Source organism: Nosocomiicoccus sp. HMSC059G07, from assembly GCF_001815515.1.
Classification (GTDB): domain Bacteria; phylum Bacillota; class Bacilli; order Staphylococcales; family Salinicoccaceae; genus Nosocomiicoccus; species Nosocomiicoccus ampullae_A.
This window is the reverse complement of the sequence record NZ_KV820807.1, coordinates 1-226: the sequence shown is the minus strand read 5'-3', so window position 1 is coordinate 226 and position 226 is coordinate 1. Positions and strand designations below refer to the sequence as shown.

The following is a 226-nucleotide window of genomic DNA, read 5'->3' as shown; positions in this document are numbered from 1 at the left end:
CCTTTGATAGGTAACGCAAACTCTGTGACATCTGTGACCCATAGTTGATTGAATGTCTTCGGACTAAATTTACGGTTCACGCTATTTGGAGCAATTTTCCCAACTGTCCCTTTGTATGAACTGTAACGCGTTCTCGATTTGTTCTTGAATTTGTGACACAGTAAATTATGGGCCTTCATAATGCGTAATAAACGCTTATGATTCACCACAATTTGTTCTCTGTGCT

The 226-nt window shown here is 39.4% G+C and carries 1 pseudogene; it reads right to left on the bottom strand.

The annotated features are described in order from the left end of the window. A pseudogene (locus HMPREF3029_RS09545) lies at window positions 1-209 on the bottom strand (IS3 family transposase); the annotation flags it as partial. Window positions 210-226: the final 17 nt, after the last annotated feature.